The sequence below is a fragment of the Thiobacillus denitrificans genome, assembly GCF_001530125.1.
GTDB lineage: Bacteria > Pseudomonadota > Gammaproteobacteria > Burkholderiales > Thiobacillaceae > Thiobacillus > Thiobacillus denitrificans_C.
Genome location: NZ_LDUG01000054.1, coordinates 1 through 1,232, shown reverse-complemented (window position 1 = coordinate 1,232; position 1,232 = coordinate 1). Strand labels below are relative to the sequence as shown.

The 1,232-nt window shown below is 65.1% G+C and carries 1 protein-coding gene; it reads left to right on the top strand.

The features are described from left to right. On the top strand, positions 1 to 1,232 hold a 1,232-nt coding region (locus ABW22_RS15625; RefSeq protein ID WP_162264498.1), incomplete at both ends, for a PAS domain-containing protein.

Below are 1,232 nucleotides of genomic sequence, written 5' to 3'. Positions count from 1 at the left end.
GAAGAAGAAGAAGCCCGGTTGCTCCTGGTCGTGGAGGACGTGACCGAAGAGGAGGCGCTGCGCGCCGCCGCGCTGGAATCCGAACGCCGTTTCCGGGACCTGGTCCAAGGGCTGGATGCCATCGTCTGGGAAGGCGAGGCGGGGGCGCACGACGGAGCCATACGATTCCCCTTCGTGAGCCAGCGCGCCGAGACGATACTGGGTTACCCGGCCAAGCGCTGGCTCGCCGAGCCCGATTTCTGGAAAGACCGTGTCCATCCGGACGATCTGGATGCGGTGAGCGGCTTTTACCGCAGGATCCTCGAGCACGACGGCGACTCCCATGGCGAGGGTGCGGCTTGGGCAGTCGAGTTCCGGATGCAGGCGGCGGACGGGCGCATGGTCTGGCTCCACAACCGCGCGCGCCAGGCGGCCGATTCCCCCGGGGTCCGGCCGCGCGGCGTGATGACGGACATCACCTCTCGCAAGCTTGCCGAGCAGGCCTTCATGGACAGTGAGCAACGCTACGCGGCGCTGTTTGATGCGGCGCCGGTGCCCATGTGGGTATTTGACATGGTCAACAAGCAGTTTCTGACGGTCAACCACGCGGCGCTGAAAAGTTATGGTTATTCGGCCGAGGAGTTCCGGGCGATGACCATTTTCGATATCCGCACCGACGCAGAGGCGGACCGCTTGCGCCAGGAGCTGTCCGATACGGTGAGCGTGCGAAGAGGCCGCTGGCTGCACCGCCACAAGGATGGTTCAGTTTTTCCTGTAAACATCGTTTCGCAGCCGGTTCAATATGCCGGCCGGGATGCGCGCTTTGTGGTGGCCCTGGACATGAGCACCCAGGTCAAAGCCGAAAAGGACGTTCAGGCGCATCTGTTTACCTTGCAGCGCGCCGCCGACGCAGCCCAGGCCATCACCTGGCACCAGACGCTGGAGGGCGCGATGCAAGAAGTGGCCGAACAGGCGCGCGGGGTGATTGGCGCGCACCAGTCCGTGGTCAGCCTCACGCAGGGCAACGATTGGGCGCAGGCCACCCATGCGCGGTCCCTGTCCGAGAAATATGCGGCCTACCGTGACCTGATTGCGCCCGCCGACGGCGCCGGAATTTGCGCGATGGTGTGCGAGAACAACCGTTCGCTGCGCATCACGCAAGCCGAGCTGCAAGCGCATCCGTGCTGGCGCGGTGCTGACAGCGATGCCGGCGCCCACCTCCCCATGCGTGGCTGGCTGGCGATACCCCTGAC